Origin of the sequence: Alteromonas australica, from assembly GCF_000730385.1 — a bacterium.
Lineage (GTDB): Bacteria > Pseudomonadota > Gammaproteobacteria > Enterobacterales > Alteromonadaceae > Alteromonas > Alteromonas australica.
The window spans coordinates 2,679,817-2,704,631 of sequence record NZ_CP008849.1; the positions used below are offsets into that span (position 1 = coordinate 2,679,817).

Sequence of the window (24,815 nt, forward strand, 5' to 3'; positions counted from 1 at the left end):
TGTCCAGTGTTTTTATTGTTCTAACTCAGGCTACTGAGTGCATGGGACTTGGTCAATAATTAATACGAAAAGCAGCGGAGAAATACGTTAAAAATCTTCTTTTTTTGATCTAGGTAGTGAATTCTAATTTACTCCAGTAGGCTTTTGATAAGGGTCAAAAAGGGTGCTGTAGATGATCACATTCGATTTACGACTAAAAAAGCTGGAACAAGACATTCAACATGCCACCAGTTACGCCGCGTTTAAGGAAGCGAGCCTGCTTCACGATGAACTATCAGGGGCTAACGAGTGGAAGGCGACCGATACGTCGAACGATTACGACTACAAACTCATCAGAAAACGCGTACAACGCTTGCAAATAGCCCGGGGTAAAAACGACAGCCACGGGCTTATGTCCATTTTGCATGAAGGGCTCCATGGCAATTTGGGTAATATCGCCAATCCCGCGATGCGAACTGGGTGTAAAATTGGCACCAAAGTGCTTATCGAACAATTTATACAAGAAGTAGACCTCGCTTTACAGCACATATACAACGCAGATGAGCGACATGTCGATTTTTACGAAAAGCTGTCGTTTTTCGAAGAAACCGCCCACGCGTTTGGCCGCAGTTGTCTTATGTTATCGGGTGGCGCTGGTCTCGGTTTTTTTCACTGCGGTGTGGTTAAATCGCTAAACGAACACCAGCTTTTGCCCACGGTTATTTCCGGCGCAAGTGCCGGCTCTATCATTGCGGCTCTGGTAGGTACTCGCACACACGAAGAGCTATTGGACTCTTTGCGACCTGAAAGTATCTATAATGCATTTAAAAGCTGGCGACAGTGGCAAGGGTTAGGCAAACAAAGCTTATTTGATAGCACCGTGCTAGAGAATGCCCTCATAGAGTTGTTCGATTTAATGACATTTGAAGAGGCTTATAAGAAAACCCATCGCCACATCACAATTACCGTTTCACCCGCCGATTTACATCAGCATTCTCGCCTCTTAAATGCTAAAACCTCCCCTAATGCCATTATCACCCAGGCTGTGCGCGCATCCTGTGCAGTGCCTGTGGTATTTAGCCCTGTTCAGTTGAAGGCCAAAGCGGCCAATGGTGACATTTTGCCCTATATACCGAACCGTCGTTTTGCTGATGGCTCGTTAATGGCCGACCTTCCCTTCGAGCGATTGGCAAGGTTATATGGTGTCAATCACAGTATCGTTAGCCAAACCAACCCCCTCGCCGTGCCTTTTATTGCTGCAAGCCGCATAGACGCGACCAATCTTTGGGACATAACTGCCCGTCATATTGGGCAACTAGCAAAAACAAACAGTATTTTTGCAATTGATATTATCGAGCGTTTAACCTCAAATAAGAATGCAAAACTGGCTATACATAAAGTTAGATCTATTATTGACCAGCAATATGTTGGTAACATTAATATCTTACCGGAGCGCCAATTGCGCAATTTAGCGCAAGTATTATCTAACCCTACGTTGGAAAGTATCACCACATTGATAGAAAGTGGTGAGAAAGCGACTTGGCCTCAACTCGATGTTATTGAAAGAAATACCAAAATCAGTGAAAATCTCAGGTATTATTTAAGCCAACTTAAACTAAGAGAAGCAAAAGAGCTCGGCCACGCGAGTTAAAATAGGCTTCCCATCGCGCTATTCCATGCGGTGTTATAACAATGATAAAGGATAACGGTGAGCGCGCAGAGTCAAAGCCCCGACAGCATCTACACGCAGCAAGTTAAAGAGCTCATAAACATGGTTTACCCTAAAGAGGTAGGCTATGGCTCTGTATTTGAAGATGCGAGACACTTTTTTACTTTAACGCCAGATTTAGAAAAGCATGCTGACGACGTAAAAGCACAATTGGCGAAAGTAGACAATATCCCCAAAAAGGAGGCGCTGGCTGAACAGCTAAAAAAGCAGCTAAAGTCTGCCAATCGTAAATTAGAAGAAGAGCGATTGGCCCGACTAGCGCGCCTTGAGAAAGTCAGCGACAAGATTATTTCCCTTTGCGAAGGCGATAACTGGCAGGAAACTCAGCAACTTAGTGCAAAGTTTTTGGGCACCCTCATGCTGCTAACGCGTGGTGCAGAAGGCAATTTCGCGCGCATTCATCAGCGCTTTAAACCACTATACAAAGCGGTATTGACCCTACGCCTTGTAGACAGGCTAATGGAGCAAGACACCATAGCCCATACCTATTTATCGAAATACCGTGACTCTCTTTCTCGGTTCAGAGGCAATCGGTATTGGCGTGAAAAATGGCGGGTTGAATTAGGCATTCCTCTTATTACCGTTGCGCTACTTCAAGATATTGGCTTACAAAGCCCTGCTGCACTTACCTTGCTTAAAGGTGAGAATAACGATTTGGATGAATTTAGGTTACTTGAAGAAAGCCAACGAAAAGACCTACTCAAGCTTAATTACCATTTCACAATGAAGTACGTTTCTGAGGGCCTGGGCATTCCAGCGTATATTGGTAACGTTCGTGAAGAACGCGATAGATTTATTCAAACCCATAAAGATGCCAGTAGTTTCATTCAAGCTCTAATGAAAGATGCATTTTTGTCAAAAACCGGACTTGGTGAAATTGTAAAAATTCCACAGATTTACACGTCTATCGTGTTTTCAACGAAAACAGACTACAGCAGAAAGTCGCTGCCAAAAGGCTACCTTCTTATTGAACAGCTAGCGAAAAAAGGCGCGTTAAATAAAAAACTGGCTGAAGACTTTATCAACTTGGTGGGCTACTTTCCTCAGGGCTTCGGCATTACCTACATTCCCCTTAACGAAAACGGCCAGGAAAAAGAGCAATATGAGTGCGCGATTGTGGTGGGGTTAAACCCGCAAAAACCTGCTGAACCCATTTGTAAAATAGTGACGCGCAATCAAAAGTACATTACGGGCGGCCAACAAGAAGTGATCGTCAAGTCGCAAAACCTCTACTTCCCAGCCAATCGAAAACGATTAATGCGTGTCGGCAAAGAGCGTCTAACTGAAATTATGAGCCAGCTATCTAGCAACTTTACCCCAGACGCGATTGATGACCTCATACCCAGTTTCTGGGAGCCCTACGACTTCTTTGGCTATAAGAAGCATCAGAACTTGTGGAGTAAAAACAACTAGTGCCTTAACGGCACTAATTATTGTTAGTCGTTCGTTTCTGTAGGTGCTTTAGGCGTCGCCCCATTCTTGCCTGCTGCACTCGCTGTGTTCGACGCGGTAGTGGCCTGAGCAGCGGTGGCTTTCTTCGCGGCTGGCTGAGTGCTTGTTGTGCTGGCAGTCGCCTTGGTTTTAGTGGCGTTTGAGGCACCGGTTCGTTTCACTGCGGTGGTTTTCGAGGCACTGGTTTTCGATGCTGCCGTGCTTCCCCTCTTGGCAGTGGTGCTCTTTGTCGCGGCGCTTTTGCTCCCTGCCGTGGTTTTAGCAGGTGAAGACGCTTTAGATGCACTGGTTTTCCGTGGGCTTTTCGCCGTCTCGGCTTTGGCTTTTTCAGCAGCCTGTTTAGCCGCCAGTATTGCCACCTGCTCTACCAGTAAGTCGACTTTAGCCGACAACGCATCAAGTTGCAGTTCGCGATTTGTCTGACGCTTATTACCAAATAGCATTGATACTACAGGTAACGTTGACACCAGTTGCTGAGCACTGTCTATCACAGTAGCAGGATGCCAAGTTTGTTTTAATTCAGTTTCAACTTGTTTCCCTTTAACTTGCATGCTTTCAAATGCTTCGTGGGTATCATCTAAGCGTTGACTTACCGTGTTCGCCGCAGACTCTAATTGTGCTGTGATCAAATCTGCGCCAGCCGTTAACCAGCCAAAAAATGGGGATGATTTGTATTTGTCAGACATATAACCTCCAACCTAAGAGGTGAGTGAAAACGAGGTGGCACTCACCTACCTCGTTTAATGAAATGGCTCGACTATTTGTTCGCTGCTAACTTAGCTACAGCTTCAGTGAGCGCATCAATTTTTGCCGATAACTCGTCAATACGCTGATCGGCGGGCTCTGCATCTAAGCCGAGTTTTTTACGCACATCTGAGACGCGGTTTTCTACGTCGTTAGTTGTCGACTTAAACTTACTACGTGCATCGTCTTCAAGGGTTTCACCTTTTGTCACTAGCTCGTCGAACATTTTTGACGCTTCTTCGCTGAGCTTTTCGTAACGGCCTTGTGCTTCTTCAACACTTTTACCGTATGCGCCTAAGCCCGCTAGCCAAATTTTTCTCGCCATGTCTTCAGCTTCGTTAATTTTGCCTTTTATTGTGTCTGTAGTCGTCATCGTCAGCTCCTATGGGTGTGCAATTACTTCTTGAATACCTACTCACTATATTGATTACAATTAGAAACCGCATACTAAAAACAAAAAAAGACACAATGTGCCTTTTTTAATTACCCTTTACGCCCTGAAACAACGCCCGGACGGGCGCGTATGTTCAGATTTTGTTAGTTCATCTTTTTCTCGAGCTTACCCGCTAAATACAATACAAATGCATACTCTAACGCTTTAGATTCGTAGCGCTTAAAGCGCCCTGATGCACCACCGTGACCGGCCTCCATGTCGGTTTGAAACAACAATAAATTATCGTCAGTTTTTAGCTCTCTTAACTTAGCGACCCATTTCATGGGCTCAAAGTATTGTACCTGTGAGTCGTGCAAACCTGTGGTAACAAGCATATTAGGGTAAGCCTGAGCTTTCACTTGATCGTAGGGCGAATAAGACAGCATATAATCAAATTCGTCTTTATTAGCAGGGTTGCCCCACTCTGTGTATTCGCCGGTAGTCAGTGGAATAGATGCATCGCTCATGGTAGTCACTACATCCACAAAGGGAACATGTGCGCTTACCCCTTTGTATAGCTCGGGTGCCATATTCACGATAGCGCCCATCAGCAGACCGCCAGCACTGCCTCCCATCGCGAAGACATTGTCTCCATCCGCATAATTCATTGCCACCAACCCTTTGCTAACATCTATAAAGTCGGTGAACGTATTTGTCTTAGCGTGCATTTTGCCATCTTCATACCACGCTCTCCCTAGCATTTGCCCGCCACGAACATGGGCAATAGCCACAACAAACCCTCTGTCTAATAAAGACACCCAAGAGGTTGAAAACGTGGGCTCTACCGTTGAACCGTAGGAACCATAGGCATATTGATACAGCGGATTAGTGCCATCTTTAGCAAAGGTACTTTTCTTATAAACCAGTGATACGGGCACTTTTTTGCCATCACGCGCAGGTATCATTACTCGCTCGGAACGATACTGACTGGCATCAAAGTCTTCAGACACCTTATTTTGCTTCATCACCTTTGTGTCTAACGTCACTAAGTTAATATCTAAAGTACTCGGCGGCGTCGTTAATGAGCTGTAATAAATGCGGAGGGTGTCTGTGTTTGTTTGCGTATTTCCTGTGAAGTAAACCCCAAAAATAGGGTCTTCCATCGGTATAGTTTTTACTACATTGGTGTTTAAATTGTGCGCCACTAAGCGTTGTTCGCCGTTTTCCTTTTCTTTAAGCACCAAAAAGTCGCCCACTACCTCCATGTCTTGGATAAAGACGTCGGGGTTATGAGCCACCACTTCTTCCCATTGACTTACGTCGTCAGTGGCTGAGGCCGGTGCGCGCATTACCTTAAAGTTTTGTGCGTCTTTATTCGTTAGCACGAAATAGCTGTCACCTGATTTCGCAATATCGTACTCAACCCCATGCTCTATGGGTAAAAATATCCTTGTGGGTTTCGTCGGGGCATTGGCGTCGATCAGCGTCGTCCCTGTCATATCGGTGTTGCTATGAAACACATAGATAACGTCATCATCTTTACTCTTACCTAAATAGGTATAAAAGGTGTCATCATCTTCTTCATACACTAATACATCGTCGGCTTGGGTCGTGCCAATTTTATGCCGATAGACTTGATAACCTAGCAAGGTTTGAGGGTCTTTTTTTACATAGAAAAAATGGGTGTTATCGTTTGCCCAGACAATGCCGCCTGACGTCTCGCTAATGGTGTCTGAGTAATATTCGCCGGTGTCAATATTACGCAACTTGATAGTGTATAAACGACGGCTTACGGTATCTTCTGAGTAGGCCAAAATAGCATTATTGCGACTCACAGCCACAGTACCCACTGAGAAGTAATCATGGCCTTTTGCCAATTCGTTTACATCCAGTAACGTTTCATCTTCTGCGTCTAACGTCGGCTTTCTTATAAAAATAGGGTACTCGTTGTCGCCAGAATATTGCGTGTAATACCAATACCCATTATCCAGAACCGGCACGGTAGAATCGTCTTTAGGTACTCGAGAAACCAGTTCTTCATATAATGACTCTCGCGTATCGGCCAAAGGCGCCAGTACATTTTCTAAATACGCGTTTTCTTTCTCGAGATGCGCCAAAACTTCGCTGTTTTTTCGCTCATCGTCGCGCATCCAGTAATAGTTGTCTGTACGTGTTATTCCGTGAGCGGTTAGTGGGTGTGGAACTTTCTTGGCCTGTGGGGCGGGTGTTTCTAAATTCAATTTCATTGTATCTTCTGCTAATGACTCGGATTGTTGCTGGTTGGGCTCGCTACACCCCATGATAATCATGCTACTTAACAAGGCGATTACTATTACTTTCATTCATATTTCCCTATTCTTCTGCGAAATTTAACAGCTTAAATTGAATTTCGAGTATATAGCGATGATAGCAAGATACCAACTTTCCACTCAGTATGGATAAATCCATCATAAAATGGCAGGAACGAAAAAGCCCCCATCGTATGATGAGGGCTTAGACAATATGAGCACCGTGGGGAAAAAATTAATCGACTAAGTCGTTTGGCATGCTGTCTCTAACTTCTTGCCAAACTTTGCCACTTTCTATTCCGTAGTTTCTCACAATCACTGGCACGCTGTCGTACTCGCCTTTTTCAGCGGCTTCAAGCAAATTGGCATAATAGGCCTTAGCCACATTGCGAGCTTGTGGATGAGAAAAGTAGAAACCACCGATTCTTGAGTATAGGCCTCTAAACCCATTCATCATCAAAACAAACACGTTATTGTTTGATGCTAGCGCAAGGTCGTGGGTCATTTGATAATCAAACTGTGCGAAGGCCATGCCATCTTCTTCCACTTCTTTGTAGCGGGCAATAATGGTGGCAGATTCTTCAGGGTTATGTCTAATGGCCCCGCGGATGAATACCGCACTTAAATTTGTTCTTGCAGCAAGAAGGTTATCTACCAGTTCAGGTATGCCTTCTTGGTCAAGTCGCGCGAGTGTTTCAAGGATGTTTAATCCGCACGACTCCCAAAAATTGTTAACTTTGGTTGGCTTACCATGCTGAATCGTTAACCAGCCATCACGGGCAAGGCGCTGTAGCACTTCACGTAATGTGGTTCTCGTTACACCAATTAGCTCAGAAAGTTCTCGTTCTGCAGGCAAAATAGTGCCTGGAGGAAACCGTCCACTCCAAATCGATTCAACAATATATTCTTCGGCAAATCCTGCTGGACTTTGAGCCTTATAAATCATAACTAATCGCCTGCACGTTATTGTTATTTTACAACTGATTGTACCAGATGCCGTTTTATTATCACAATGAAATATACCACGTCTAGCAAAGTGTACTGTTAGGTTTTCTGCTGTGCACCATTCCACTGCCCGCAAACCTGGTTAATAATCGGTCAAACCGTGAGAATACCTGAGCAACTTTCGTAAGGTGGGGTCTGTGATTTGCTTTCTCAAGGTTGTAATATCGTGTACGCTTGAATTCGGACTATAATGACAGCAGCAAAACTGTCCCAATATCGATAACTTGGCTTCGATTTTATGGCTGTTTATGTTTGCAATAACCGATAACTCTTTTCGTACAGTGGCAAAAATGCCCTATTAGCGACTTTGTTGTAAAAGGAACAGGAACCCATGCAAACCTCAATGATCTCGGCGATCTATAAGAACTTTCTTGGGCACGCCCCAGATTGGTATAAAAAAACCATTATCGCCTTTCTGATTATCAATCCGGTGCTATTTAGTATTGACCCTTATATTGCAGGTTGGACACTCGTTATCGAGTTCATCTTCACCCTTGCTATGGCGTTAAAATGTTACCCATTACAGCCCGGTGGATTATTACTCATTGAAGCTATGTTTATCGGCATGACATCGCCTAGCCACATGATGCACGAGATAGAAGTCAACCTTGAAGTGCTCTTGCTGCTGGTGTTTATGGTTGCAGGCATTTACTTTATGAAAGACTTGCTCATGTTCTTGTTTACCAAGCTGGTGATTAAAGTCAAAAATAAGCTCATTCTTTCGTTGTCATTTATTTTTGCCTCAGCGTTTCTTTCTGCGTTCCTTGATGCACTCACGGTTGTTGCGGTGATAATAAGTGTTGGTCTTGGCTTTTATTCTATTTATCACAAAGTGGCGTCGGGAAAAGAATTTCACTCAGACCACGACCATACCAGTGACGATGGTGTTCACGACTTAGGCAGAAACGACCTAGAAGATTTTCGCGCTTTCCTTCGCAACCTTATGATGCATTCAGCGGTGGGTACTGCGTTAGGTGGTGTAATGACGATGGTAGGAGAACCACAAAACCTTATTATTGCCGACAAAGCGGGCTGGGATTTTGTTGAATTCTTCATCCGTATGGCACCGGTCACTCTGCCAGTGTTTGTATTTGGGTTGCTAACGACTGTGGTGCTAGAGAAAACCGGGTGGTTCACTTACGGCGCACAACTCCCCAATTCGGTGAGAGGGATATTGAGCGAGTACAACGAACATATGGATAAAGGCCGCAGTAAACGTGAAACTGCAAAGCTTATTGTGCAAGCATTAATTGGCGTATGGCTAATCGTAGGCCTGGCTACCCACATGGCCTCAGTAGGATTAATTGGCCTTTCTGTTATTGTGTTGGCTACCTCTATGAGTGGCGTCATCGAAGAACATGCCCTTGGTAAAGCATTTGAAGAAGCACTTCCTTTTACCGCCTTACTTTGTGTCTTTTTTGGTGTGGTAGCGGTTATTATTGACCAAGGCTTATTCCAACCGGTAATCCAGTGGGTACTAAGTTACGAAGGTGAAACCCAAATGGTCATGTTCTACTTAGCCAACGGCGTGCTTTCTATGGTAAGTGATAACGTATTTGTGGGCTCTGTGTATATCACGGAAGTGACTGCTGCATTACAAGATGGCCAAATCACCCGTGACCAGTACGATATGCTTGCTGTAGCCATTAACACAGGCACTAACCTGCCAAGCGTTGCAACGCCTAATGGACAAGCAGCCTTCCTGTTCATGCTGACCTCTGCCATCGCGCCTTTACTAAGGCTGTCTTATGGCCGCATGGTAATGATGGCACTTCCTTACACCATTGTGCTTACCATTGTGGGCTTGGTTGCCACCTACGTTGGACTGGCTGACATGACCCAATGGTTATACGATATGCATCTGATTGAACACCACACAGTGACTGATGCTGTGGGTGGCGCTGTTGCGCACTAAAAAGGCATAAATAGGGAATGATGAGTAAATTAAGTCAATGGGCTGAGCACAAATCGTCGTGGTTTGTGCTTTTCGCCACCTCACTGGGGCTGCAGATAGCTGCGCTGTATTTTCAATATGGAATGGGTCTTCAACCTTGCATAATGTGCATCTATCAACGCACAGCCATGTACGGCATCGTTATTTCTGCCCTAGTGGTATTAATTAAAAATAATGGCTTTACACGGATGTTAGGGTTTGCCGGTTGGGCTGTCTCATCGGCATGGGGCTTTTTAATTGCAAAAGAACATCTCACGATTCTTAATGCATCCAACCCCTTCTTTGCGAGCTGCGAAATTGTACCCAACTTCCCATCGTGGCTACCTTTGCATGAATGGATACCTGCTATCTTTGCAGCTAAGGGCGATTGTTTAGAAGACAGTTGGCAGTTTATGTCCATGGGGATGGCAGAATGGATGCAAATTCTCTTTGCCGCCTATTTTATCGTGTTTGCCATTGTATTTAGTTGTCGATTACTGGATAAGAAACCCTTTTGATAGACTTATCGATTCTTCCTTCAAGGTTACCCCCTATTCACACGGAACAAGGCCCGGTAACCATTGAACGCATTCATGCGAAGCATATTCACCCATTGTGCGAAGCGTCTCAGCAAGCCATCCACCATGTTAAACCCTGGCTTGGCAGTACTTTGTGTCCCGTAACGCCGGCACTGGCTAAACAATGTGTAAACGACATGGAAGCGGCGAGAGAAGCTGGCTATGGGCTCACCTATTTGCTTATGCACGACGAAAAATGCCTTGGCATGGGTATTATTAATTACATTCACCATACCCATCTCACGGCTAATTTGGGGTATTGGCTAACCCCACAAGCCTGCGGAAAAGGCTTGGCCACTGCTATTTGCGAATCGCTAAAGAAATTAGCGTTCACCCAAATGAATCTGTACCGTCTGGAATGCCTTATTGAACAAAATAATAAGGCCAGTTTGCGTGTGGCAGAGCGCATTGGTGCATCAAAAGAAGGGGTATGCAGAAAACGGATATTCGGTCGCGACGCCCTGCTCTACAGCATTACTGTTTAAAGGCTAAAAGCAAGGCTCTGCAATAGTGTGCGTGTATTTACGCAGAGGTGGCAAATTAATCCAGGTCCTCTAGCGGCCACAAGGCAATATAGTTTTCAAACGCATCTAAATCCACGTCGGTTTCGAATACGGTTTTGTTTCTCACTGACATGCCTTGCTTATGCATGGCGTGTTTCTTCCCCTTGTTTAACAAAGGGTGCCAAGACGGTAACCCTCGCCCTTCGTACAAACGCCGATAGCTACAACTGGTTGGCATAAAAAAGATATCTTTTAAATTTGCTTTGGTTAACTGCACGCACTCTGGCACTAAATGAGTTCGTTTGGCGTATTGGGTACACTCACACGACTTCGTATTAAGTAACGAACATACAATATTGGTGTAATGAATTTGCTCGTTTGCATTGATGTAATCAGTGGTTTCGGCTTCATCTTTAGCATCATCATCAATAAACTTATGCAGACAACACTTTGCACAGCCGTCACATAGAGATTCCCACTCTGACTGCGTCATCTCTTCTAATGATTTAGTTTCCCAATATGGTGCCGTCATTAGCCCACCACCTGCGTGTTAATCTCAATGATCTTCTCTAGTGACGCCCTGACTTTATCGCCGGGCACAAGAGGGCCAACGCCTTTAGGCGTGCCTGTTAATATGACATCACCGGCATCTAAACTAAAAAACGCTGACATATGTGCAATAAGCGGAATAATTTTATGGAGCATCAGGGCACTATGGCCACGTTGCCTTAACTCACCGTTTATATGTAGGGAAAAGTGAATATCTTGTAGCGCTGGAAATTCGCTGGCAGGCACAAAACCTGACACTGGGCAGCTATTGTCGAAAGACTTCGCTCGCTCCCAAGGTTGCCCTTGGTTTTTTAGTGTTTTTTGTACCTCTCTCAATGTGAGATCTAGCCCTAATCCCACGCCCCAAATGGCAGCTCTAGCATCACTTTCGCTGGCCTTAGTGAGTGGTTTATCAAGCAAAATAGCAATTTCAAGTTCGTTGTGGCATTCACCTTGATCGGTAGGAACAACTAAAGGTGCATGCATGCTACATAGGGCCGCTTTCGGTTTCAAAAACAGCAATGGGGAGGTAGGGACTGCTGAATTCATTTCATCAATATGATCGAGATAGTTTCTACCAATGCACACCACTTTCCCTACAGGCATAGGTAATACATTGCCTAAATAATCTGAATGTTGGTACACCCTAATAGCCCCTTTTTATACGTTCTGATAAATACCCCACGGCCACGCCGAAATAACTTGAGCGATTCCATTTCATGAGGGTATGAAAATTATTGTAGACCAAATAAATGCGCCCTTCTTCACCGTCGGGCATTATAAGAGACGCATTAATTTCGACGGTGGGAAGTGCTCGACCATCGAAACGCCTCACCCCCATGTCTTGCCATGCGTGCAATGGGTGCATTTTGGATTTACTTAAGCCAAACTGGCTAATGGGTTTCGTGAGTTTCACTTGCCGCCCCCATGTCCCCGCGTCATCCCAGCCTTCTTTAGCCAAGTAATTGGCAATAGAAGCGAACACATCGGCGGGCGTGTGCCAAATATCTTTTTTCCCATCGCCATCATAGTCTACGGCATAGTTTAGGAAAGACATGGGCATAAATTGGCTTTGCCCCATAGCCCCTGCCCACGAGCCTTTTAGAGCATCACGGCTGACGTGACCCTCCTGCAAAATCTTGAGCGCTGCAAATAGGTTATCTTTGAATAACTTCTCTCTACGCCCTTCATAAGCCAAGGAAGCTAATGCAGAAAGCACATCAAAATTGCCCTGAATTTTACCAAAATTTGACTCGTTACCCCAAAGCGCAACAATGAATCTAGGTTGCACTCCATATTGTTTACCAATTTTTTCGAGTAACACCTTATGGGTTTGATAGGCTTCTAACGCCTGCTTCACCTTCCAATCAGGCACACGGGTCGCTAAATAATCATCAAGGGTAATCTTTTTTTCTGGCTGGTTTTTGTCTGACTTGATCACCGTGGGGCGAAATTTGATGTTAGCGAAAGTAGTATTAATCCACGGCTGCGTAAAACCATGGCTAAGCGCTTCACTTTTTAGTTTCTGTACATAGGATTCAAACCCAGCTTGCGTTTTTTCCTCAGCCTGTATACTCGCGCTAACAAGGGCTAACCATAAAAGGCTAGCTAACTTTATACCAACTCCCCTCATCATTTCTTATCCGAAATCTCAGAGAGTCCCAGCGACTTTCGGTGTGCCACCAACAAGTCTTCTTCTTTTGGAGGCATTTGCAAATAGTAGCCTTCGTCAGTTAATGCGGTAACTAACTTTTGCTTATCTACATTGGCGAGTTTGTCGTGTTTATCTAACGCCAATATGGTCACTAATTCCCCAGAACCGAACATATTCATGAGCTCTTCGGGTACATCATCAAAGTGGCCTTTTTTGGGAACGTATAAATACATTCCCTGTTTCTTACGGGTTTTATAAATTGCACACAGCATTGTTTATCTCTTTTCAATAGGCAAATCGTGCGTTGGTTTTTTGAAAGGCAACGAAAACCAACGCAAAACATTATGGGTTAACGGGAGGTTGACCAAGCAGCGCTTCAACGTGAGGCTGGAACAAAGGTTGTCGCCAACCACTTAATACTTCAGGTTTAAGGCCCAATACACGGGTGTCATCGGTGGAAAACCAGTACCATTTTAGCAATTGATTTAGCTGTTTTTTAGACGCAATGACTTCGGTGGTAACCTCATTATCCTTAGCGATACGCTCACTTGTGTCTTTTAACGACGCTAACATTTTCTTGTAATGAGGTACATCTATTAGGCGCTTAACCACAGGAAGCTTTAAAGAATCAGGCGTTGCCTTGTAACGCTCTCTGGCTTCCTCAACCAAGGCGATAATTGTTTCACCATACCGCCTTACACTTTGAGGGCTTAAGCCATGCATGCGTGATAGGCCCGCTTTACTGGTTGGCATTAACTGCGCGGCTTCAAAAAGGTGCAGTTCTTTAAACACAAAATTTAACGCCATGTCTTTTTCTCGTGCGCGAGCAAGTCGCCACGCCGCGAGAGATTGCAAGACAGTGAGCTGTTCGCTGTTTAAACGCCAGTTATTCTTAATTTGGAGATAAGCAAAATCTTCTGGCATTTGGCTACGCTTTTTCTGCCCCAGTAATTCAACTTCCTGATATACCCAATGTAACTTACCTGCCTGATTTATTTTTTCAACGAGTTGTTGATAGCAAGGCAAAAGGTAAAGAACATCGTTAGCAGCGTAACTCAATTGCGCTTCTCGCAGAGGCCTTGCTAACCAGTCTGTGCGCGACTCACCTTTGTCTAAACTGACTTCACACAGCAATTCAACCAGTTTGGCATAGCCAAGCGTGGCACCTAAGCCAAGTACACTAGCAGCGAACTGTGTATCAAAAACAGGGGTTGGTATGGTATCAAACGCTGATAAGAAGGTTTCTAAATCTTCAGAACAAGAATGCAGTACTTTCACCACATTTTCGTTTTCCATTAGTGCCACAAAAGGAGAAAGATCTTCAATTTCTATGGGATCGATAAGCACCAGTTGTTCGCCATCAAACAACTGAATAAGGCCTAAGTGCGGTGACAAGGTGCGCGTACGAACAAACTCGGTATCAAGGGCAACAGCAGGTTGAGTTTGCGCTATTGCACAAACGTTTTCTAGTTGCTCAAAGGTAGTAATTAGTTGATATTGCATAATAAAAAGCCGACTTACGTCGGCTTCATAATATATCAGCGTAAATAAACACTAATCACGAAGTTCCCGACGTAGAATTTTCCCTACATTGGTTTTTGGTAAATCTTCTTTGAAGACGACCTGTTTAGGCACTTTATAGCCGGTTAAATGACTACGGCAATGTGCAATAACAGCCTCAGGCGTTAGCGAGTCGTCGTTGCGAACAACAAACAACTTCACAACTTCGCCGCTCACTTCATGGGGGACGCCCACGGCAGCTGCTTCCACCACATTGTCGTGCATTGCTGCCACTTCTTCAATTTCGTTAGGAAACACATTGAATCCAGAAACAAGGATCATATCCTTTTTACGGTCAACAATATAGAAATAACCTTCATCATCTACCGTTGCAATATCACCGGTAGCAAGCCAACCGTCTTTGAGAATTTCTTCTGTGGCTTCTGGGCGATTTAAATAGCCCTTCATCACTTGTGGGCCTTTTACCCAAAGTTCGCCCGCTTCGCCTTTCGCCACCTCATTGCCGTCATCGTCAAGCAATTTAATGTCGGTAGAAGGTACTGGCATACCAATGGCGCCTTTATAGGCTTCAATTTGTGGTGGATTGACCGCAACAACAGGTGAACATTCTGTTAAGCCATAGCCTTCCAACAATACGGTTCCGGTAATTTTTTCCCACTTTTCAGCCACAGGGCGTTGAACCGCCATACCACCACCTAAGCCGAATTTAAAATTACTGAAATCCAGCTCATTGAACCCAGGCGTGTTTAATAGGCCATTAAACAAGGTATTGACACCCGGCAAAATGGTGAATGGGTATTTTCCTAATTCGCTGACGAAAGCTGGCATATCACGAGGGTTGGTAATAAGCAGGTTTTTACACCCATACTTCACAAACATTAAGCAGTTCGCAAGCAAGGCAAAGATATGATAAAGCGGCAAGGCCGTAACAACGAAGTCTTTCCCTTCTTCAATCACCGTTTCTAAAATGCCAGAAACCTGTTCCAGGTTCGCCACCATATTTCTGTGGGTTAGCATTGCACCTTTAGACACACCTGTGGTTCCACCTGTGTACTGAAGAAACGCCAAGTCACCGTTTTTAATATCAGGGCGGGTATAAGTAAGTGATTGCCCTTTTTTTACGGCTGACATAAAAGACGTGGTTTCTTCTAAATGATAAGAAGGCACCAACTTTTTCACGTATTTAACCACGGCATTCACTACCCAACGCTTAGGCGCAGGGAGCATGTCGCCAAGTGACGTAAGAAACACTTCTTGCAGGTTCGTTTCTTTAATCACTTTTTCTAAAGTGCACGCAAAGTTTTCAACAATAACGATAGCTTTCGCATTGGCGTCGTTTAACTGATGCTTAAGTTCTCTTGCGGTATAAAGTGGATTCACATTCACCACCACCATACCTGCGCGTAAAATACCAAACATGGCTACAGGGTACTGCAGTAAATTAGGCATCATAATGGCAACGGCATCGCCACGCTGTAATCCGCTTGCTTGTAAATACGCCGCAAATTGTGCTGATAAAGTATCAAGCTCACCAAAGGTCATCGCTTGACCCATGTTAATAAAGGCTTCTTTATCTTTAAACTTCTTTACCGACTGTTCGAAAATATCAACGACTGAGTCATAACGATCGGCGTCGATTTCTGCAGATACGCGAGGGTCGTAATGTTTGAGCCAGGTTTTTTCCACCAAAACCTCCTTCACTTATTATTATATTGCCAAAAAGATGCGTCTATTTTTCACGCACCACTGCAACTGGTCTGATAACTTGCGAATAGTATAGGATGTGTAAAAAAAAATAAACGGTGTAGTTTACATTTACTCAACAAATTGTTGAATTAATAAACCAATTTCATCAGTTTTTTCCATATGGATATGATGTCCACCTTCAAATCCTACATATTGCGCATTTTTAAACCAATTCTTTCTTGCGTCAAAAACACTCTCGACATGCTTAAAACTGTTGGATGCTCCGATAAATAAGATGGGGCACGCTATCGAGGCCATCAGTGTTTTAGCTTGGCCTTCGGTAAGCCGCAAAATAGATTTCGTCCGCACACGAGGGTCGCTGGACCAGAAACAATGCCCCCCCGCATCTTGCGTTAAATTGCGCGACAAAATGGCCCGCGCATGTTCTTCCGGAATATCAGAAACGCGACATCGCGCGGATACAGCATCGTCTAAGTCTACCAATTGTAATCTGTTGCGCTGCTTTAACTTGCGGCTAATTAACGCCTCTCGCATTTGCGTCTGAGCCGAATCGTCCTCAAGCGTAAGTGGGCCACAAGCATCAATACTGATGACAGCAGATACATGCTCCGGGAATAAACCAGCGTACAAGCTTGCTAAAATTCCCCCCATCGAATGGCCCACTAGTATAACCTGTTCCCAGCCTTGGGTTTCAATTAACCCATGTAAATCTTGTAAATAATCAGCTTGATTATAGTGAGCGCCCTTAGGCCGGTGCTCTGAGCGTCCATGCCCCGCTAAATCAAGGGCGTAAAAGCGGAAATTATGAAAATAAGGCGCTAACAACCGCAAGCTTTCTGCGTTGTCTAAAAAGCCATGTAAACCTAGTACCACAGGGCCACTGCCTTGATTATCGAGTGCGGTTAACACGATGTGACCAGCGTTCAATTCGGTTTCAATCATACAACTTCCCTATATGTTATGGCGGCAACACATTGCCGCAAGTTGGCATTATGGTTCCTCGAAAAACAAAAAAGGCGGCAATTGACTGCCACCCTTCTTTTACTTGTTAATCAGCTATTTCGTTTATTCTACACCCGGTTTACTGCCCGGCTTTTTGGGGTTGCCATCACGACCACGCACATTCACGTCTCGGCTAGTGGTAGGTGTACTAGGTGGTTTAATCGTGCCTTTGTAATTGCTATTGTCGTATTTAATAACACGTATACGGCTATGCCCGAAGCCCGGCCCCCACTGATTATAGCGGCCATAAAATGGCGAGAACCACCCTGTTCGATAGTTAAAATGGTACATGGTGACGTCATAAATTTCCTGCTTACGCCACATGTGGTAGTCGTCCACTAGCAGCGTTGGGTAAATATAAGGTTGCTCGCCTACCATGCCAGCGGTGGGCGCCACTAGCTTTCCTAAAAACGTAATAAGGCGACCTTCTTCGAATACGATAGGATCGACGAAACCATCAATTTGTGCTTTGAATCGCCCGGTTGTTTCAGCGCCCCGATTGGGTTTGCCGTAATTATTAAGAGGAAAATGAACAATTTCCACAAAGGTTTTATCTGGCTTATTTTCTACCCCTACGATAAGGCCGCCCCATCGTGCCGTTTGCCCCTGAGCGTTCGCCCCTGACGTCACAGCTTTTGTGTAGGAAATAAGAGAAGTTCCTTCAGGCACTTCAAGGCTATCTGGCACAATAGCACACCCGGAAAATAGTAATACACTAAAGATAAGTATATGTTTAATTTGCATAAAGCCTCCCGCCAGCATGCATTGCAATACGGCAAAATATAAACTGCAATAAGTTTAAGTCTAATGATGAAATATCCATTTATCTACCACTAAAACACTAGCACTTATACGGTATAAAAACCATAAGAGGATTACTTGGTTAGAAATATTTTAACTATACAAGCAACAACATAGATGCGTTGTGGAAGGGGAGGTGTTATCGCGATAACTGTAAAGTGTGGGTATGTATGTTTGGCTTTCACCCTCTTTCACCGTTTAGGCGTAAACGTCTACACCAAACATACTTTCTACTGATTCTCGCTGACTTTGCTTTTCAAAGCTGGTGTATGATGCAATCGCGTTTTTTGAATAACTATTATTGTCTTCGCGAATGAAGTCCTGGTAGGCCTTAGCGTTATCTGTACCCTCTTTATTAGGCGCAATAACAATGGCCTGATCAGTTTTCTGACCTTGCCTTGAATTGCCCTGTTCGGCATCTTTGTTTACCGGCGCAACTCGCTCTTGTACATTTTGCTGCGAATTGCGCTGTGAAGGTATAATAAACTGGTTATTAACGTCCATCTTCTTACATTATGAATAACGCTTATTTTACTTAGCACGCAAGTACAATAAATGACTCCGATAAAAGTAAATAGGGTTTAAATAATTACTTCAAAGAAAAAAACCAGCAAAAAACATACCTACTCTAACGTTAAACCACAAAGACAAACAATGGCACCCTGTTCGCTGAAGTTTACTCGCGGCCTGGAAGCTTTTTCCAAGTGACCTTATCTCTTAAATAAACAGGCGCGACCTCCGCTGCCACCTTCACCTCGCCGCTAGCATAAAGCGACGAAGCCAAATCCATCATGAAAGCGGCATTCGGATAAAGCACTGTTATCTCATTATCAGAAGGCAATAGCGCACCAAGCACTTCATAGGCTTGCCAGCCTGTACCTGCGGGAACGAAAGTATAGGGATGCTGATTAACATAGTCGGTTAACAAACGTGCGGCAACATCGGGTGGGCATACCTGCTCCTCAATCACTTGCTGGCAACTGCCCTCTTTTACTTGATAAACTGCAAAGTACACTTCGCCCATACGCGCATCTGTGGCACAGGCAATAAGCGTATTTTGACTGATGCTAGCGGCTTCAACTGCCATTGCTGCTAGGGTACTTACGCCCGCCACTTTTAACCCCGTGCCTAAAGCTAATCCTTGTATCATACCTGTGGCAATACGAACGCCTGTAAAGCTGCCTGGCCCCCGGCCAAAGGCCAGTAAGTCCAAATCGCTTAAGCTCATCTTCGCCTGCTTTAACACACTATCGACCATAGGCAGCAATCGTTGGCTGTGTTGTTGAGGGCAAATCTCAAACTCTTGAAATTGCTCAGTGCCATTGTTTAATGCGACAGAACACGCTTCTGTGGCTGTGTCTATTGCTAGTATCTTCATGAACTTCTTACTCTTCATCAATGTTGGCTAAGAAAGCTTCTACTTCATCTAAGCTTCTTGTGCGTTTCATGTCTGGTAAACTTCCAATGAAAGTTTTTGCATAAGGTTTGGTAACAAGGCGATTATCACAAATAACCAAAACCCCTTTATCCAACGGGTCGCGAATTAACCTTCCTGCGCCTTGCTTTAATGCAATCACCGCTTGGGGTATTTGAATAACTGCAAACGGATTAGCGCCCCGTTTTTTGACATCTTCCATTCTTGCTTGTAGCAAAGGATCATCAGGAGAAGCAAAGGGAAGTTTATCTATCATCACACAAACCAGATCGTTCCCCCTTACGTCTACCCCTTCCCAGAATGCGCCCGTACCAAGTAACACGGCTTTCTCATCTGCAATATAGGCATCCAATAACGCTTGTTTAGTGGTGGTGCCTTGCACCAGCAATGGATTGTCTATCTCATCTTCTAACTTACCGGCAATTTCTCGCAACATGGCGTGGCTGGTAAAGAGCAGAAAACATCGTCCTTTGCTTGCCTTTATCAAACGCTTGGCCGTATTTAACAAGGTTTCACGCATAGAGAAGCTATTAGGTTCGGGTAAATATCTGGGTACACACAGCATGGCCTGTTCAGGGTAGTTGAACGGACTATCTAGCCCAAGGGTATGTGCATCTTCCAAGCCCATTCTGCGCTGAAAATGTTCAAAACCGCCGTTAACCATAAGGGTGGCCGACGTAAACACCCAACCTCTGGGGGGCGAAGTAACGAATCGTCTAAACTTGGCCGCGATTGAAAGTGGCGTTAAATGCATAATGAGATGACGATTTGTGGTTTCGTACCACAGACTCACATTCTCTTGCTTGTCATTACTCAGGGCATCTAACTGCTCTCTCGCTGCCACTACCCGTTCGTAAAGGTTATCAAGATCTTTGTCGCGGCCAATATGAAGTTTGCACACCTCATGCAATACTCCAAGCGCTTCTGCCAGCTTCCCCACCTGTAACCGGACATCATCACGCGTAAGCGCTTCCGCCCAATTTCCTCTTTGCGGTGTATCGGGGAAAAGCAAACGTAAATCCGCAGCAATCATTCGACACTTGTCTGCGGCTTTATCTAATTGCGCTGCATCTTTCAAAACCGTGCGAAAAATGAGCGTAATATCTTTCGCTAAGTCTTGAATTTGCCGGGTAGACAGAGATTCACCAAAATAGTCACTGGCAATATCGGGAATTTGGTGGGCTTCATCGAAAATAATGGCGTCAGCTTCAGGGATTAATTCACCAAACCCTGTATCTTTCAGCGCCATATCGGCAAAAAACAGATGGTGATTGACCACAATAATATCGGCATCCAAGGCTTTGCGTCTTGCTTTAACCAAGTAGCATTCTTCGTAGTCAGGGCAGTCTCTACCCAAACAGTTATCTACTGTGGATGTGACAAGCGGTAGTACTTTGGCGTCTTCAGGCAACGACTTAAGCTCGCCCATATCACCGGATTTCGTTTCACTCGCCCAGCGTCTTACCTCTGACAGTTGACCTAACACCTCTTTTTCCACCAAGGTGCTGTTGCCGCTATGCTGCGCCACTCTATGCAAACACAAATAGTTTGCTCTGCCTTTTAAAAGCGCGGTTTTGCGCTTACTGCCCAATGCCTTTTTTACTAGCGGTAAATCTCTATGGTACAGCTGTTCTTGCAAGTTTTTTGTGCCCGTTGACACAATGGCCTTGCCTTCAGACATCAGGACAGGCGCCAAATAAGCAAAGGTTTTCCCCGTCCCCGTGCCGGCCTCAACCACCAAGCTGCTTTGTGTATCTATGGCCTTCTTCACTGCGTTCGCCATGTCAGTTTGTGCTTCACGAGGAACAAAGCCCTTTATGGCACTCGCGAGACGTCCGTCTGAGGAAAATACATTATTTATCGTGGGCATGGTTTAAGCGCTGTGATTACTTTTCTACGTTAGGCCGCGCATTATGCCAAAAAGCATATTGAATGCCCATTAAAGCTTTTAACTGTCGCAAAGCGTAGTTTACTCCCGTGGGCTAGCGTTCAAAAAAACCATCGACTAAATCCGCCAACGCCTCTTCTAGCTCTTCTTCAAACACATCAAGCTCAATGTCAAAACTGGCCAAGTACTTAGCGGCATTGTCACGGGACACTATGGCGTTTTTCATCTGAAACTCTAATTCAGGCAACGATTTATCGTAACGTGGTTTAATGGCCCACCTTAAACAGTGACCATGTTGGTCTTTTAGTTTCTGCTTGGCGAAGACACAAAACTCCTCGACGTAATCCGTTCCCTGGGGCCCTAGGCAACCAGGTTCAATGCGATACATCACCAACAGCTTTTTGTACAGGGGGAGTCTATTTTCCATTATGTCTTTGCGTAAGCTAAAGAATTGATTATGGGAAAATTTTGATCAATTTGCCAGTAGAGCATGCCTTCATGCCTATTTAACTGCCCTCTCCTTCTCCTCGCTTTTTGAATAAGCGATTTAACTCACCCACACCTCAAACTGCCACGGAGAAAGCTTGCGAGTGGTATCAGAGGAAAACACACGAGATTCTTTGCTGCTCCAATGGGTATAGTTAGCCTCAAATAGTGGCGGTTCAAACGATACCGATACCGCTTCACTGGAAAAATTAATAATAACAAACACTTTTTCCTCTTTATTGTGGCGGACAAAACTGAATACCTTGTCCATTTTAGTATTCGGTATTTGCGTCATTCTGGCTCCGTAGTTGCCATTACCTAACACGGATTTTGATTTTTTAAGCAAAATAAGTTTGCGATACAAATCGCCAATGCTGTGCGTTTGCCAATGGATAGGGTCACGCTCAAAGAAAGCTAGCCGTTTGCTTTCTCCGGCTTCTTGCCCATTGTGAATAAGCGGCACGCCTTCACCTAGAACAGACAACGCAATACAAGCTTCAAGGGCGTCGCCAAATTGTTCTCGCTGTGTACCATCCCAGGCGTTTTTATCGTGATTGCTAACAAACGTCATTCTCAAGGCTGATTTAGGCCATGCCCGTTCGTTCCAAGAATAGTACTTGCGAAGCCTGTCTAGCGAACATCGACCGTGGGCTAACTCGTGCAATGTCTCATTCCAGCTCCACCCATAGGTCATATTAAAGGCCTGTTCGTGGAGGTCGCGGCTTTCCCATTCGGCTAACAGGAATACAGGCTTGATTGCATCAAGTGCTTGCCTCGCCTGAACCCAAAAGTCATTGGGTACGTAACCTGCTACGTCGCACCGAAACCCATCGATATCGAAGGCGTTCACCCAGTAACACATGGCCTTAATCATGTACTCTCTTAATCCTACTTGGTCATAGTCAAATTCAACAATGTCTGACCAATCCCACCATGGTGAAGGTCTAAAGTCGCCTTTATAGTCCTTTGCATACCATTGGGGATGCAGATCGACTAAATGGCAATCCCAAGCACTGTGATTGGGCACCCAGTCGATAATGACCTTCAGATGACGCAAATGGGCTTCATCAACCAGCTTTTTAAAGTCATTTTTATTGCCAAACTCAGGGTTAATTTCGAGATAATCTTTCACGGCATAAGGGCTACCCAACTTCCCTTTTCGATTCACTTCTCCAATGGGATGAATGGGCATTATCCAAAGGGTAGTCACCCCTAAGGCGGCTAAGCGGTCTAAGTGTTCGATAACGCCATTAAAATCACCAGAACGGGAAAACTGGCGGGTATTTATCTGATAAATAACGCCATATTGAGTCCACTTCGGTTGCTCGACCTTATACAAGTGTTGAGGTTGGTAATTTGATGTCAAAGGGTTCCCCTCCTTATGCGATAAGAATGTCACGGGAGTGCACGTCGTTCTCTCGCGAATAACTGGCGGTTAAAAAGAATTACGCGCCTAACCTAAAAACAGCACACTCGATTTAACCCCCGCCGTGTATTCGTTCTTGCATGGTTTATTCAACGTTTTTAATTTTGTTTCTATTTACAAGCGCTTGCTAAAGTTGCTTGCCTCAAAGATAGCCGCTACAGTGAGGCTCAAACGACTCATTAGGATCCTTCATGCGCCTTGCTGTATTACTGTTTTTATTTAGCCTCATTGCTCAAACAACCTGTTTCGCGGCCTCTGTGTTTAAAGTGTCTAAAGGAGAAGATTATCTCTACGTGGGTGGAACACTGCATTTACTGAGCGAGTCTGATTACCCCCTTCCAACTCAGTATAGTCAAGCCTATGAGCAATCAGATTTGGTGGTATTTGAGACCGATTTAGCAGCCCTTGATAGCCCGGAGTTTTTACAGCATATGCTATCAGCCCTCACCTATCAAAAGGGTGAACGCCTTACAGATGCACTGAGTCAAACCACCATAACGTCATTAACCGCACATCTTGAAAAAAGAGGCCTGACACTACAACAGTTTAATCACTTTAAACCCGCCATGATGAGTATGACCTTAAGCATGGTGGAGTTGCAGAGGATGGGGTTGACCAGCGAAGGTGTAGACAAGCACTTTCATCATAAGGCCTCGTTGGAAGGAAAACCCATTGCATGGCTAGAGACCCCGGAACAACAGATTGCATTTATCGCACAAATGGGCCAAGGGGATCCCGATGCATTCATGCAATACACATTAAAAGATTTAGCGCAGTTACCTGAACTACTGCCCGAACTTAAAAGTAGTTGGAGTTCAGGTGACTTAGATAAAATGTATAACGAGAGTTTGGCTGATTTTGCGAAGCAATACCCCAATGTATTTGACACCTTAATCACGCAAAGAAACAACGCCTGGATGCGAGATTTAAACCATTATCTCGCTTCCCCTGAAGTGGAATTTGTATTAGTGGGCGCACTGCATTTACCGGGCAATGTGGGCGTGTTAAACCAGCTCAGAGAGCAAGGTTACGAGGTTGAAAAGGTCAAGTAGTGTAAAGATTACGGTGGCAGTTATCTTTTTGCATACATTTTGCGTAGACACACATAGTTAAAACTCGAAAAAACAAATAAATGGTGTTTTTTTATTTTGAATCTGGAGTAAATACTATGATTTTTAATGTGTTACGTAACGTTTTATTGGTAGGCGCACTGTCTGCTCTTACCGTTGGGTGTGCGTCTATGGGTGATGGTTCTGTCGCTGAAAAGCGACAAGCTATATTAGATATGCAACAAAATGCCCTTGCCCGCTTATACACAGAAAAACCTGACACACGCTCTCAAATTCGCGACGCGGCGGGTTATGCCGTATTTACCAATGCAAATGTGAATGTCATCTTTTTTGCTGCCGGCACCGGTTATGGAGTGGTGAACAATAATGTGACCGGCGCGAAAACCTATATGAATATGGCGGAAGGCGGTGTTGGCCTTGGACTTGGTGCGAAAGATTACCGAGTCGTGATGGTTTTCCACACACAAAAAGCCATGAACTACTTCATCGAAAATGGGTGGACCGTTGGCGGTAACGCTGACGCAGCCGCCAAAGCCGGTAATAAAGGCGCGTCTGCCGAGGGAGAAGGCTATCTCGGCAACGTGACGGTTTACACGATGACAGAGAGCGGTTTAGCCCTACAAGCAACCGTTAAAGGCACTAAGTTTTGGGTAGATAAAGCGCTTAACTAAGTGGTGTATGTACGCCAGCGA

Annotated in this window: 24 protein-coding genes; 7 read left to right on the forward strand and 17 right to left on the reverse strand. The window is 44.7% G+C overall.

What is annotated here, in order from left to right; translation table 11 throughout:
* Window positions 1-172: 172 nt before the first annotated feature.
* Window positions 173-1,630, forward strand: a complete 1,458-nt coding sequence (locus EP13_RS11820) for a DUF3336 domain-containing protein (RefSeq protein ID WP_044057464.1) — start codon at window positions 173-175, stop codon at window positions 1,628-1,630.
* A 57-nt stretch (window positions 1,631-1,687) separates the two neighbouring features.
* Entirely contained in the window at window positions 1,688-3,121 is a 1,434-nt protein-coding gene (locus tag EP13_RS11825; RefSeq protein WP_044057465.1) for a hypothetical protein, read from the forward strand.
* A 23-nt stretch (window positions 3,122-3,144) separates the two neighbouring features.
* On the opposite strand, the gene EP13_RS11830 is transcribed toward EP13_RS11825, so the two are convergent.
* From EP13_RS11830 to fadR, 4 genes are all read right to left on the reverse strand, one after another.
* A complete protein-coding gene (locus EP13_RS11830; protein WP_052364382.1) occupies window positions 3,145-3,846 on the reverse strand; it encodes a hypothetical protein in 702 nt (233 codons plus the stop codon).
* 71 nt (window positions 3,847-3,917) lie between these two features.
* The gene (locus tag EP13_RS11835) at window positions 3,918-4,277 is read right to left on the reverse strand and encodes a phasin-related domain-containing protein (protein ID WP_044057466.1); all 360 of its coding nucleotides are present in this window, start codon (window positions 4,275-4,277) and stop codon (window positions 3,918-3,920) included.
* 164 nt (window positions 4,278-4,441) lie between these two features.
* Window positions 4,442-6,619: a S9 family peptidase gene (locus tag EP13_RS11840; protein WP_044057467.1), complete on the reverse strand. Its 2,178-nt coding sequence runs from the start codon at window positions 6,617-6,619 to the stop codon at window positions 4,442-4,444.
* A 181-nt stretch (window positions 6,620-6,800) separates the two neighbouring features.
* Complete coding sequence (gene fadR / locus EP13_RS11845; RefSeq protein ID WP_044057468.1) at window positions 6,801-7,511, reverse strand: fatty acid metabolism transcriptional regulator FadR; 711 nt, start codon at window positions 7,509-7,511, stop codon at window positions 6,801-6,803.
* A 390-nt stretch (window positions 7,512-7,901) separates the two neighbouring features.
* Between fadR and nhaB the strand changes: the two genes are divergently transcribed.
* The 3 genes from nhaB to EP13_RS11860 are packed head-to-tail and all read left to right on the forward strand — an operon-like array spanning window position 7,902 to window position 10,566.
* Window positions 7,902-9,485, forward strand: coding sequence for a sodium/proton antiporter NhaB (gene nhaB, locus EP13_RS11850; RefSeq protein WP_044057469.1), 1,584 nt, complete (start codon window positions 7,902-7,904; stop codon window positions 9,483-9,485).
* A 20-nt stretch (window positions 9,486-9,505) separates the two neighbouring features.
* Complete coding sequence (gene dsbB / locus EP13_RS11855; RefSeq protein WP_044058954.1) at window positions 9,506-10,021, forward strand: disulfide bond formation protein DsbB; 516 nt, start codon at window positions 9,506-9,508, stop codon at window positions 10,019-10,021.
* Window positions 10,018-10,566 (forward strand): GNAT family N-acetyltransferase, encoded by a 549-nt coding sequence (locus EP13_RS11860; protein WP_044057470.1) that lies wholly within the window; start codon window positions 10,018-10,020, stop codon window positions 10,564-10,566. The genes dsbB and EP13_RS11860 overlap by 4 nt, the downstream gene beginning before the upstream one ends.
* Before the next feature lie 55 nt (window positions 10,567-10,621).
* On the opposite strand, the gene EP13_RS11865 is transcribed toward EP13_RS11860, so the two are convergent.
* From EP13_RS11865 to EP13_RS11925, 13 genes are all read right to left on the reverse strand, one after another.
* On the reverse strand, window positions 10,622-11,116 hold the full coding sequence (locus EP13_RS11865; RefSeq protein ID WP_044057471.1) for a YcgN family cysteine cluster protein: 495 nt from the start codon (window positions 11,114-11,116) through the stop codon (window positions 10,622-10,624).
* Window positions 11,116-11,778, reverse strand: a complete 663-nt coding sequence (locus EP13_RS11870) for a fumarylacetoacetate hydrolase family protein (protein ID WP_044057472.1) — start codon at window positions 11,776-11,778, stop codon at window positions 11,116-11,118. The genes EP13_RS11865 and EP13_RS11870 overlap by 1 nt, the downstream gene beginning before the upstream one ends.
* A 1-nt stretch (window position 11,779) precedes the next feature.
* Window positions 11,780-12,766, reverse strand: coding sequence for a lytic murein transglycosylase (locus tag EP13_RS11875; protein ID WP_156026816.1), 987 nt, complete (start codon window positions 12,764-12,766; stop codon window positions 11,780-11,782).
* Window positions 12,766-13,059 (reverse strand): YcgL domain-containing protein, encoded by a 294-nt coding sequence (locus EP13_RS11880; protein ID WP_044057474.1) that lies wholly within the window; start codon window positions 13,057-13,059, stop codon window positions 12,766-12,768. The genes EP13_RS11875 and EP13_RS11880 overlap by 1 nt, the downstream gene beginning before the upstream one ends.
* 70 nt (window positions 13,060-13,129) lie before the next feature.
* Window positions 13,130-14,290: a ribonuclease D gene (gene rnd / locus EP13_RS11885; RefSeq protein ID WP_044057475.1), complete on the reverse strand. Its 1,161-nt coding sequence runs from the start codon at window positions 14,288-14,290 to the stop codon at window positions 13,130-13,132.
* Window positions 14,291-14,341: 51 nt separating this feature from the next.
* Window positions 14,342-15,994 (reverse strand): long-chain-fatty-acid--CoA ligase FadD, encoded by a 1,653-nt coding sequence (fadD, locus tag EP13_RS11890; protein WP_044057476.1) that lies wholly within the window; start codon window positions 15,992-15,994, stop codon window positions 14,342-14,344.
* A 129-nt stretch (window positions 15,995-16,123) separates the two neighbouring features.
* Window positions 16,124-16,957 carry an alpha/beta fold hydrolase gene (locus tag EP13_RS11895; RefSeq protein WP_044057477.1) on the reverse strand — a complete coding sequence of 278 codons (834 nt, stop codon included), beginning with the start codon at window positions 16,955-16,957 and terminating at the stop codon, window positions 16,124-16,126.
* Between the two features lie 123 nt (window positions 16,958-17,080).
* Window positions 17,081-17,761 carry a Slp family lipoprotein gene (locus EP13_RS11900; protein WP_044447908.1) on the reverse strand — a complete coding sequence of 227 codons (681 nt, stop codon included), beginning with the start codon at window positions 17,759-17,761 and terminating at the stop codon, window positions 17,081-17,083.
* Window positions 17,762-18,016: 255 nt separating this feature from the next.
* On the reverse strand, window positions 18,017-18,322 hold the full coding sequence (locus EP13_RS11905; protein WP_044057478.1) for a hypothetical protein: 306 nt from the start codon (window positions 18,320-18,322) through the stop codon (window positions 18,017-18,019).
* Between the two features lie 172 nt (window positions 18,323-18,494).
* On the reverse strand, window positions 18,495-19,196 hold the full coding sequence (gene tsaB / locus EP13_RS11910) for a tRNA (adenosine(37)-N6)-threonylcarbamoyltransferase complex dimerization subunit type 1 TsaB (RefSeq protein WP_044057479.1): 702 nt from the start codon (window positions 19,194-19,196) through the stop codon (window positions 18,495-18,497).
* Window positions 19,197-19,203: 7 nt separating this feature from the next.
* A complete protein-coding gene (locus EP13_RS11915; RefSeq protein WP_044057480.1) occupies window positions 19,204-21,123 on the reverse strand; it encodes an ATP-dependent DNA helicase in 1,920 nt (639 codons plus the stop codon).
* Between the two features lie 112 nt (window positions 21,124-21,235).
* Window positions 21,236-21,568, reverse strand: coding sequence for a hypothetical protein (locus EP13_RS11920; protein WP_044057481.1), 333 nt, complete (start codon window positions 21,566-21,568; stop codon window positions 21,236-21,238).
* A 120-nt stretch (window positions 21,569-21,688) separates the two neighbouring features.
* Complete coding sequence (locus tag EP13_RS11925) at window positions 21,689-22,993, reverse strand: alpha-amylase family glycosyl hydrolase (protein WP_044057482.1); 1,305 nt, start codon at window positions 22,991-22,993, stop codon at window positions 21,689-21,691.
* Window positions 22,994-23,244: 251 nt separating this feature from the next.
* Between EP13_RS11925 and EP13_RS11930 the strand changes: the two genes are divergently transcribed.
* Both EP13_RS11930 and EP13_RS11935 read left to right on the forward strand, forming a co-directional pair.
* Window positions 23,245-24,105, forward strand: coding sequence for a TraB/GumN family protein (locus EP13_RS11930; protein WP_044057483.1), 861 nt, complete (start codon window positions 23,245-23,247; stop codon window positions 24,103-24,105).
* Window positions 24,106-24,221: 116 nt separating this feature from the next.
* On the forward strand, window positions 24,222-24,794 hold the full coding sequence (locus tag EP13_RS11935) for a lipid-binding SYLF domain-containing protein (protein WP_044057484.1): 573 nt from the start codon (window positions 24,222-24,224) through the stop codon (window positions 24,792-24,794).
* Window positions 24,795-24,815: the final 21 nt, after the last annotated feature.

Coding starts and splice junctions, on each gene's coding strand:
- EP13_RS11880 (WP_044057474.1), bottom strand. CDS start 13,059: ATGCTGTGTGCAATTTATAAAACCCGTAAGAAACAGGGAATGTATTTA.
- EP13_RS11905 (WP_044057478.1), bottom strand. CDS start 18,322: ATGGACGTTAATAACCAGTTTATTATACCTTCACAGCGCAATTCGCAG.
- rnd (WP_044057475.1), bottom strand. CDS start 14,290: ATGCAATATCAACTAATTACTACCTTTGAGCAACTAGAAAACGTTTGT.
- fadR (WP_044057468.1), bottom strand. CDS start 7,511: ATGATTTATAAGGCTCAAAGTCCAGCAGGATTTGCCGAAGAATATATT.
- dsbB (WP_044058954.1), top strand. CDS start 9,506: ATGAGTAAATTAAGTCAATGGGCTGAGCACAAATCGTCGTGGTTTGTG.
- EP13_RS11840 (WP_044057467.1), bottom strand. CDS start 6,619: ATGAAAGTAATAGTAATCGCCTTGTTAAGTAGCATGATTATCATGGGG.
- tsaB (WP_044057479.1), bottom strand. CDS start 19,196: ATGAAGATACTAGCAATAGACACAGCCACAGAAGCGTGTTCTGTCGCA.
- EP13_RS11920 (WP_044057481.1), bottom strand. CDS start 21,568: ATGGAAAATAGACTCCCCCTGTACAAAAAGCTGTTGGTGATGTATCGC.
- nhaB (WP_044057469.1), top strand. CDS start 7,902: ATGCAAACCTCAATGATCTCGGCGATCTATAAGAACTTTCTTGGGCAC.
- EP13_RS11875 (WP_156026816.1), bottom strand. CDS start 12,766: ATGAGGGGAGTTGGTATAAAGTTAGCTAGCCTTTTATGGTTAGCCCTT.
- EP13_RS11830 (WP_052364382.1), bottom strand. CDS start 3,846: ATGTCTGACAAATACAAATCATCCCCATTTTTTGGCTGGTTAACGGCT.
- EP13_RS11895 (WP_044057477.1), bottom strand. CDS start 16,957: ATGATTGAAACCGAATTGAACGCTGGTCACATCGTGTTAACCGCACTC.
- EP13_RS11900 (WP_044447908.1), bottom strand. CDS start 17,761: ATGCAAATTAAACATATACTTATCTTTAGTGTATTACTATTTTCCGGG.
- EP13_RS11930 (WP_044057483.1), top strand. CDS start 23,245: ATGCGCCTTGCTGTATTACTGTTTTTATTTAGCCTCATTGCTCAAACA.
- EP13_RS11835 (WP_044057466.1), bottom strand. CDS start 4,277: ATGACGACTACAGACACAATAAAAGGCAAAATTAACGAAGCTGAAGAC.
- EP13_RS11820 (WP_044057464.1), top strand. CDS start 173: ATGATCACATTCGATTTACGACTAAAAAAGCTGGAACAAGACATTCAA.
- EP13_RS11915 (WP_044057480.1), bottom strand. CDS start 21,123: ATGCCCACGATAAATAATGTATTTTCCTCAGACGGACGTCTCGCGAGT.
- EP13_RS11865 (WP_044057471.1), bottom strand. CDS start 11,116: ATGACGGCACCATATTGGGAAACTAAATCATTAGAAGAGATGACGCAG.
- EP13_RS11935 (WP_044057484.1), top strand. CDS start 24,222: ATGATTTTTAATGTGTTACGTAACGTTTTATTGGTAGGCGCACTGTCT.